This is a genomic window from Nocardia sp. GP40, from assembly GCF_050434125.1.
GTDB lineage: Bacteria > Actinomycetota > Actinomycetes > Mycobacteriales > Mycobacteriaceae > Nocardia > Nocardia albiluteola.
The window spans coordinates 271,033-278,654 of the sequence record NZ_JBNPVW010000014.1 but is presented as its reverse complement, the minus strand read 5'-3'; the positions used below and the strand labels follow the sequence as shown (position 1 = coordinate 278,654).

Annotated in this window: 8 protein-coding genes, 1 rRNA gene and 1 pseudogene; 5 read left to right on the top strand and 5 right to left on the bottom strand. The window is 66.2% G+C overall.

Going from position 1 to position 7,622, the window contains the following annotated elements:
- A 5S ribosomal RNA gene (gene rrf / locus ABH933_RS35215) occupies positions 1 to 85 on the top strand; the annotation flags it as partial.
- A 64-nt stretch (positions 86 to 149) separates the two neighbouring features.
- Here rrf and ABH933_RS35210 read toward each other — a convergent pair.
- Positions 150 to 860, bottom strand: coding sequence for a DUF4253 domain-containing protein (locus ABH933_RS35210; protein WP_429424041.1), 711 nt, complete (start codon positions 858 to 860; stop codon positions 150 to 152).
- Positions 861 to 1,165: 305 nt separating this feature from the next.
- Between ABH933_RS35210 and ABH933_RS35205 the strand changes: the two are divergent.
- Both ABH933_RS35205 and ABH933_RS35200 read left to right on the top strand, forming a co-directional pair.
- Positions 1,166 to 1,504: pseudogene (locus ABH933_RS35205) on the top strand (SRPBCC family protein); the annotation flags it as partial.
- On the top strand, positions 1,497 to 1,973 hold the full coding sequence (locus ABH933_RS35200) for a MarR family winged helix-turn-helix transcriptional regulator (protein ID WP_429424039.1): 477 nt from the start codon (positions 1,497 to 1,499) through the stop codon (positions 1,971 to 1,973). The pseudogene ABH933_RS35205 and the gene ABH933_RS35200, both read left to right, overlap by 8 nt.
- A gap of 262 nt (positions 1,974 to 2,235) precedes the next feature.
- On the opposite strand, the gene hsaB is transcribed toward ABH933_RS35200, so the two are convergent.
- Genes hsaB through hsaA form a run of 4 tightly spaced genes read right to left on the bottom strand, consistent with a single transcriptional unit; the run spans position 2,236 to position 5,780 of the window.
- Positions 2,236 to 2,811, bottom strand: a complete 576-nt coding sequence (gene hsaB / locus ABH933_RS35195) for a 3-hydroxy-9,10-secoandrosta-1,3,5(10)-triene-9,17-dione monooxygenase reductase subunit (RefSeq protein ID WP_215915998.1) — start codon at positions 2,809 to 2,811, stop codon at positions 2,236 to 2,238.
- 17 nt (positions 2,812 to 2,828) lie between these two features.
- Complete coding sequence (gene hsaC, locus ABH933_RS35190) at positions 2,829 to 3,728, bottom strand: iron-dependent extradiol dioxygenase HsaC (RefSeq protein WP_429424037.1); 900 nt, start codon at positions 3,726 to 3,728, stop codon at positions 2,829 to 2,831.
- 1 nt (position 3,729) lies between these two features.
- Positions 3,730 to 4,611, bottom strand: a complete 882-nt coding sequence (hsaD, locus tag ABH933_RS35185) for a 4,5:9,10-diseco-3-hydroxy-5,9,17-trioxoandrosta-1(10),2-diene-4-oate hydrolase (RefSeq protein WP_429424035.1) — start codon at positions 4,609 to 4,611, stop codon at positions 3,730 to 3,732.
- Positions 4,611 to 5,780: a 3-hydroxy-9,10-secoandrosta-1,3,5(10)-triene-9,17-dione monooxygenase oxygenase subunit gene (hsaA, locus tag ABH933_RS35180; protein ID WP_429424033.1), complete on the bottom strand. Its 1,170-nt coding sequence runs from the start codon at positions 5,778 to 5,780 to the stop codon at positions 4,611 to 4,613. The genes hsaD and hsaA overlap by 1 nt, the downstream gene beginning before the upstream one ends.
- A gap of 209 nt (positions 5,781 to 5,989) precedes the next feature.
- Here hsaA and ABH933_RS35175 point away from each other — a divergent pair, with 209 nt between their 5' ends.
- A complete protein-coding gene (locus tag ABH933_RS35175; RefSeq protein ID WP_429424031.1) occupies positions 5,990 to 7,198 on the top strand; it encodes a Rieske 2Fe-2S domain-containing protein in 1,209 nt (402 codons plus the stop codon).
- Positions 7,198 to 7,518, top strand: a complete 321-nt coding sequence (locus ABH933_RS35170; RefSeq protein WP_429424029.1) for a hypothetical protein — start codon at positions 7,198 to 7,200, stop codon at positions 7,516 to 7,518. Before ABH933_RS35175 ends, ABH933_RS35170 begins: the two co-directional genes overlap by 1 nt.
- Positions 7,519 to 7,622 lie beyond the last annotated feature (104 nt).

Here is a 7,622-nt window from a genome sequence, read left to right as displayed (position 1 = left end):
TCCCATTCCGAACCCGGAAGCTAAGGCCACCTGCGCCGATGGTACTGCACTCGCCAGGGTGTGGGAGAGTAGGACACCGCCGGAACATCCTTTGCCGAAGGCCCCCAGCATCAGCTGGGGGCCTTCGTGCGTTCACCGTTGCCCCGCAATCATTCCCAGCGGAATCGCCACGCCGGTTGCCGTAGCAGCCTGCTCGCATAGCTCTCGAGCGTGACGTGGTCCCTCCAGATGCTCGGACAGAAACCCGAATGCTCCAACGTGATTCGGCGGGCTTCGCTGATGGTCCGCGGCGGCGCGGCGACGGACAGCTCCAATGTCGAACATCCGAGCTTCACCACGCGGACGCCGAACCGGTCCTCCCAGGTTCGCAGCACGGCGGATATCTTCTCGACGTTCACCGTGTAGTTGGCGGCGCCCGACCAGCCGATGAGGCCCGGGGCATCGGCGCCGCGCGTACAGGGCACCAGTGCCAGGCGGTAATCGGACGTCCCCTCAACGGCCAGGCGCCCGGCCGCGTAACCCGGGGGTGCCCCCAGCCGTCTCGCCGGCACGAAGCCGGGCCACTCGTCTCCGAAGTATTCGAAGTACTCCCGGATGAGCCGTTCGCCCGGAGTCTCGTCGATGTCCTCGATGGTGACGGGTGTACTCAGCATGAGGTCGACGTCCAGGCACTCGTCGAGCAGCAGCGGATACAGCCCGGTCCGCGGATGCTCCTCGTAGTACCGCTCCCAGCATTTCTGGGCCGCCGGCCCGCTGTCGTTCGAGAGCCACATGATCGGCCGCCCGGCCTCCCGGGAGGCTGTGACGCTTCCGGACAGTAACCCGGCGGGCACCGTACCGAACGGATTCGTGCCACACATATCCGATGAACCCCCTTGTATACCTTGGCAACTCGGCTGGACCTACCCCGTGAAGCTAACGGCGCCCGCCGACAGGCGACCGTCCCGCGAAACAGATCCAAGGTGAGAGGTATGCCCGCCCCTCAGGTCCCCGGTGAGGAACTCACTCTGCGGCCAGCGGGAAACAGCCAGGGCATTGATTGTTGTCGCAGCAACAGATAATGTAGTCGCAACAACAATAGCGGAGGTTGTCATGATGTACTCGTTCACCGAAGAGGCCGTTATCGAGGGAGAGGTCGACCGGATCTGGGCGAGCGCACTGGGCGGACTGGGATCCGCACGAGGAGCGGTCGCGAATCGAGGGCCCATTCGAGGCCGGTACCGTCGGATGGGTGAAGCCGAAGGGCGCCCCGGCCGGGCCGTTCACCATCGTGGAGGTGGAGCCGAAGCGGTCGTGGACCAGCGAGGCGGGTATTCCGTTCGGGAAGCTGCGGGGCCGGCGCACATACGAGCCGCAGGGCGACGGGACGGTGAAGGTGTCCGAAGAGGTGGAGGTGCACGGACCGATGGGGCCGCTGTTCAAGCTGATCTGGGAAAAGGGGATGCGCGCCGACATGCCGCGGACGTTCGCGGCCTTGGCCGAGGAGGCGGCCAGGCGTGGCTGAAAATCCGGAGCCACCACACGCCACGCCCCGCGGGCCGCTGATGTCCCCGGGGTTCTGGCTGCATCACGCGGCCCTGGAATGGCGAGCGACACTGGAGCGCAACCTGCGCCCGCTCGGACTCACCCCGACCCAGTTCAATCTGCTCGCCTCGACCGGATGGCTGTCGGGGCACGGCGATCTGCCGACTCAGCAGCAGGCTGCGGACATGGCCGGCGCCGACCGCATGATGGCCTCGCGGGTGATCCGCGCCCTCGAGGAACGAGAGCTGTTGCGGCGCACGCCCGATCCCGCCGATGCCCGCGCGGTCCGCCTCGAACTCACCTCCGCCGGAAGGGATCTGGTGAGCAAGGGCGTGCAGATCGCGGTCGACACCGACGCGCAGCTCTTCGGTCCGCACGGAGACCTACTGCGAGATCACCTGCGCCCCATCGCCACCCACCGCGTCCCTGTGAATGGGCCTGCGGACTGATCCGAGCCCACTGGCTATCGGCTGGGAGTTCGCCGGACTGAATCATCGCACCATGATGGCGAATGCGGCGTTCCTACGGGCGCGCCGTGCTGGACAGTACACCTGTTCGACCACTTCCTGCGCGGTCGGCCCGAACCGCTGCTCGACGGGCCCAGCGCCGCATTTCCCGAGATCACCTTCGACTCGCACGCGTAGCACCGTGCAGAACACGAGGGCGGTACCCGGCAGGTGAGCCGGATACCGCCCTCGATGTCTTCGCGATCTACAGCCAGGTGTCGAGCGTGGTGGTGGTGAGGAAGTGCTCGAGATCCGCGCGCCAGGGCGCGGGAGTGGTCTTCTCCGGCTCGATGGCCGTGTACTGGCCGCGGTAGAACAGCAGCGGACGGCCGGATTCGGTCGACTCCGACAGGGACTGCACCCGGCCCATGACGATGTAGTGGTCGCCGCCGTCGAGCACCTGTTCCACGGTGCACTGGATGGTGGCCAGCGCGCCGTCCAGTGCGGGGAGTTGCAGATCGGTGGTGTGCCAGTCGATTCCGGCGAACTTGTCGGGTTCGCGGGAGCCGAAGCGGGCGCAGACCGGCTGCTGCTCCTCGGCCAGCATGTTCACGCAGAAGCTGCCGTTGGCCTCGATCGCCGCCCAGGAGCGGGACTCCTTGGTGGGGCAGAACAGCACCAGCGGTGGATCGAGGGACAGGGCGGCGAACGACTGGCAGGCGAAGCCGATCGGTGCCTCGTCGGCACCGAATGTGGTGATGACGGTGATGCCGGTACAGAACTGCCCCAGCACATTCCGGAACTGACGCGGATCGATCGCGGGTTGTTCACTCGTGGTCATATCGTCGCCCTGTCTCGCTACTTGAATCCCACCGAGAAGTCGTGACCCCACAGGCTCACCGCGGTGGACTCCCGCGCGATCCAGGAGTGGTCGTCGACTTCCAGCCCCTCGCAACCGTATTCGATATCGAATCCGCCCGGGGTCTTCATATAGAAGGACAGCATCTTGTCGTTGATGTGCCGCCCGAGGGTGGCCGACATCTTGACCTTCTTGCGCATCGCGCGGTCCAGGCACAGGCCGACGTCGTCGGAGTTCTCCACCTCGACCATCAGGTGCACGATGCCCGTCGGGTTCGGCAGCGGCAGGAAGGCCAGCGCGTGATGGCGCGGGTTGCAGCCGTAGAAGCGCAGCCAGGCCGGGTCCCCGTCGGCGGGGCGGCCGACCATCTGCGGGGGCAGCCGCATCGAGTCGCGCAGCCGGAAGCCGAGCACATCCTGGTAGAACCGTTGTGCGGCAGCGTCGTCGGTGCAGGTCAGCACGACGTGGCCGAGGCCCTGTTCGGCGGTGACGAACTTGTGCCCGTAGGGGCTGACGAACCGCCGGGCGACGTACTGCGAGCCGTGGAAGGCCTCGAGCACGTTGCCGTCCGGATCCTCGAAGCGGATCATCGCCTCGACGCGCCGGTCGGCGAGTTCCTCCTTGGTGCCCTCCTTGAAGGGCACGCCGGCGCCGCTCAGCTTCTCCCGGAGCTGCTGCAGCGCAGGGGCGTCCACGACCTCCCAGCCCGAGACCTGCAGCCGGTCCTTCTCGCCGGGCACGATCACCAGGCGTGCGGGGAACTCGTCCATGCGCAGGTAGAGGGCGTCCTTGTCGGGCCCGTCGCCCTCCATCATGCCGAGCACCTTGAGCCCGTATTCGCGCCACGCCGCCATATCGGTGGCCTCGATGCGCATATATCCGAGCGCGCGCAGACTCATCTCACGCCTCCTTCAGGCCGAGCAGGAAATCGGTTGTCAGGCGGTTGAATTCGTTGAACTTCTCCGCCTGAGCCCAGTGGCCGCAGCCGCCGAACACATGCAGTTGTACCCTCGGGATCGACTTGACCGCCACCAGTGCACCGTCGAGCGGGTTGACCCGGTCCTCGCGGCCCCAGATCAGCAGCACCGGCTGACGCAGCTTGTAGGCGTCGCGCCAGAGCATGCCCTTCTCGTAGTCGGCCGATGCGAACGACTTGCCCATCGCGCGCATGGCCGCGAGCGATTCGGGGGTGTTCGCCAGGGCGAACCGCTCGTCGATCAGCTCGTCGGTCACGATCTTCTGGTCGAAAACCATGATCCGGATGAACTTTTCGATGTTCTCCCGGGTCGGCTCCGCCACGAACGAGCTCAGCGCCCGGACGCCCTCGGTCGGATCGGGCGCGAACAGGTTGGTGCTCACCCCACCCGGGCCCATCAGCACGAGCTTGCCCGCGCGATCCGGGAAGTCGAGTGCGAAGCGCACCGCGGTGCCGCCGCCGAGCGAATTGCCCAGCAGGTGGACCCGGTCGGTGATCTCGAGCGTGTCGAGCAGATCCTTCAGTGCCGTGGAGCTGTGCACGAAGTACTGCGGGTGCTCGGTCGGCTTGTCGGACAGTCCGAATCCGGGCTGATCCACGGCCAGCACGTGGAAATCCTTGGCCAGCACCGGAATGTTCCGGGCGAAGTTCGCCCAGGACGAGGCGCCGGGCCCGCCGCCGTGCAGCAGCACGATCGTCGGGCCGTTACCGACACCGGCCTCGTGGTAGTGCAGCTTCAGATCCGGGCGGACCTGCGCGTAGCGCGAGGTCGACTCGAAGGTGATTTCGCTTGCCACCGAGGTCATTACACCATCCCGTCGGTGACCGGCAGCCCGAACTCGTGGGTGCCGTACATGACGTAGGCGCGCTCGGGATCGTTGGAGGCGTGCACCCGGCCGGCATGCGCGTCACGCCAGAACCGCTGCAGCGGAGTGCCGTTGGCCAGCGCGGTGGCGCCGGAGCTCTCGAAGAGCTTGTCGATCGAGGAGATCGCCCGGCCGGTGGCGCGGACCTGGTCGCGGCGCGCGCGCACGCGGAGGTCGAACGGAATCTCCTTGCCCGCCAGCAGCAGTGCGTACTCGTCGGCGACATTGCCCGAGAGCTGACGCCAGGCGGCGTCGATATCGCTGGAGGCCTCGGCGATGCGCACCTTGGCGAACGGATCGTCCTTGGCCTTCTCGCCGGCGTAGGCCGCGCGGACTCGCTTGCCCTGGTGCTCGACGTGCGATTCGTAGGCGCCGTAGGCCATTCCGACGATCGGCGCGGAGATGGTGGTGGGATGGATGGTGCCCCACGGCATCTTGTACACCGGATCGGTGTTCTGCTCCAGGCCGGGCGATTTCAGCTCGCTCATCACCCGGAACGACAGGAACCGGTGCCGCGGCACGTAGACGTTCTCCACCACGACGGTGTTGGAGCCGGTGCCCCGCAGGCCGACTACATTCCACACGTCGTCGATGTGGTATTCGCTGCGCGGGATCAGGAAGCTGCCGAAGTCGACCGGCTTGCCGTTCTTGATCACCGGGCCGCCCACGACCACCCAGTCGGCGTGATCGCAGCCCGAGGACCAGGCCCACGAGCCGTTCACGGTATAGCCCGAGCCGTCGTCGGTCACCACGCCCGCGCCCATCGGGGCGTAGGAGGAGGAGATGCGGACCTGGTTGTCCTCGCCCCAGACCTCTTCCTGCGCGCGCTGATCGAACAGCGCCAGGTGCCAGTTGTGCACACCGATGATGCCGGCGACCCAGCCGGTGGAGCCGCAGGCGCTGGCGATCTTGCGCACCGTGTCGTAGAACACGACGGGATCGGCGGCGTGGCCGCCCCACTGGTGCGGCTGCAGCAGCCGGAAGAACCCGGCCTCCTGCAGCGCCTTGATGCTCTCGTCGGGGATGCGGCGCAGATCCTCTGCCTCTTGCGCGCGTTCGCGCAGCATAGGCAGCAGCGCTTCGACCCGCTCTACTACTTCTTGCGTCATCTCGGGGGCTGCTCCTGGCTCGATCGGTGCGGGGACCCGATGTCCCCGGGACTGATACTTACTCTGAGACTAGAACACGTTCTCATTGCTGTCGAGAACGGGTGTTCGCTGGGGGGTGTCGGCGCCCCTTGCCTGGTAGTCGACGGAATAACTGGCGCAAGCCCGCACAATTTTGTAACGTGTTCTAGTAATCGTAGAGGAGGATCGCAATGGCAGTAACCCCACCGCGGGGCGGGAAGGTCCGTGAGATCGATGTCGGTACCGCGCCCACCCGGTATGCGCGGGGATGGCATTGCCTCGGCCTGGCCGCTCCATTCAAGGACGGCAAGCCGCACGCCATCTCGGTGTTCGGCACCAAACTGGTGATATTCGCCGACAGCAAGGGCGAGCTGCAGGTACTGGACGCGTACTGCCGGCACATGGGCGGCGACCTGAGCATGGGCGAGGTCAAGGGCGATTCGGTCGCCTGCCCGTTCCATGACTGGCGCTGGGGCGGCAACGGCCGCTGCACCGGCATTCCGTACGGCCGCCGGGTGCCCCCGCTCGCCAAGACCCGCTCGTGGACCACCCTCGAGCGCAACGGTCAGCTGTTCGTGTGGCACGACCACGAGGGCAATCCGCCACCGGCGGATATCACCATCCCGCACATCGAGGGCCCCTACACCGATGCCGAGGGCAACCCGAGCGAGACGCTGGACGACGGCTGGACCGAGTGGACCTGGAACTCGATGCTGATCGAGGGCGCCAACTGCCGCGAGATCATCGACAACGTGGTCGACATGGCGCACTTCTTCTACATCCACTTCGCCTACCCGACGTACTTCAAGAACGTCTTCGAGGGCCACGTCGCCACGCAGTTCCTGGAGACCAAGTCCCGGCCCGACGTCGGCATGGGCACACAGTACGGCGATTCGCTGCTCAAGTCGGTGGCCGCTTACTACGGCCCCTCGTACATGATCAATCCGCTGCACAATTTCTACGGCGGGTTCGAGGTCAAGAGCGTCCTGATCAACTGCCACTACCCGGTGACGCAGGATTCGTTCGTGCTGCAGTACGGCGTGTCGGTGCAGAAGCCGACGGGGCTGGACGACAAGTCCTCGAAGAAGCTGGCCGAGAAGATGACCGAGGGCATCGCGGTCGGCTTCCTGCAGGACGTCGAGATCTGGAAGCACAAGTCCAAGATCGACAATCCGCTGCTGTGCGAGGAGGACGGCCCGGTCTACCAGCTGCGCCGCTGGTACGACCAGTTCTACGTGGACCTGGCCGATGTCGACTCCAAGAGCACCGATCGGTTCGAATTCGAGGTCGACACCACTAAGGCTAATGAGGTCTGGGAAGCCGAGGTCGCCGAGAACCTGCGCCGCAAGCGGGAAGCCGACGAGGCGAAGGCCGCGGAATCCGCGGAGGCGGCGGTCTGATGACCACGTGGGCGAAGGCACCGGATTTCGCGGACCGTCCGGAGCGTCGGGCGCAGGTGCGCGCCCAGACGGTGGTGGACAAGCGGCGCTACCTGGAGGAGGGGATGGCGTCGCTGGCCTGCCAGACGTGCGGGACGAAAGTCCTTGTGCGCAAGTCGAGCTCGCATCAGACCTCGGTGCAGTGGACGGCGAATCCGGCCGATCACTGCCCCGTCTTCCGTGAGCTGACCGGTGGTCCGGGACGCCCCGAGGGGTGCCCGAATCTGGAGCGCACCATCGCCCACGCGGTCGACGAGGGCATCATCTCCGTCGACGAATAGCCGCAATCCCCTGTGTGTGAATGCACCCCGGCCCGTAATGCCCGGGGTGCATTCACATGTGTGGATACGGCGTCATGCCGCGGTCGTTTGCCTAGCAGGTAACA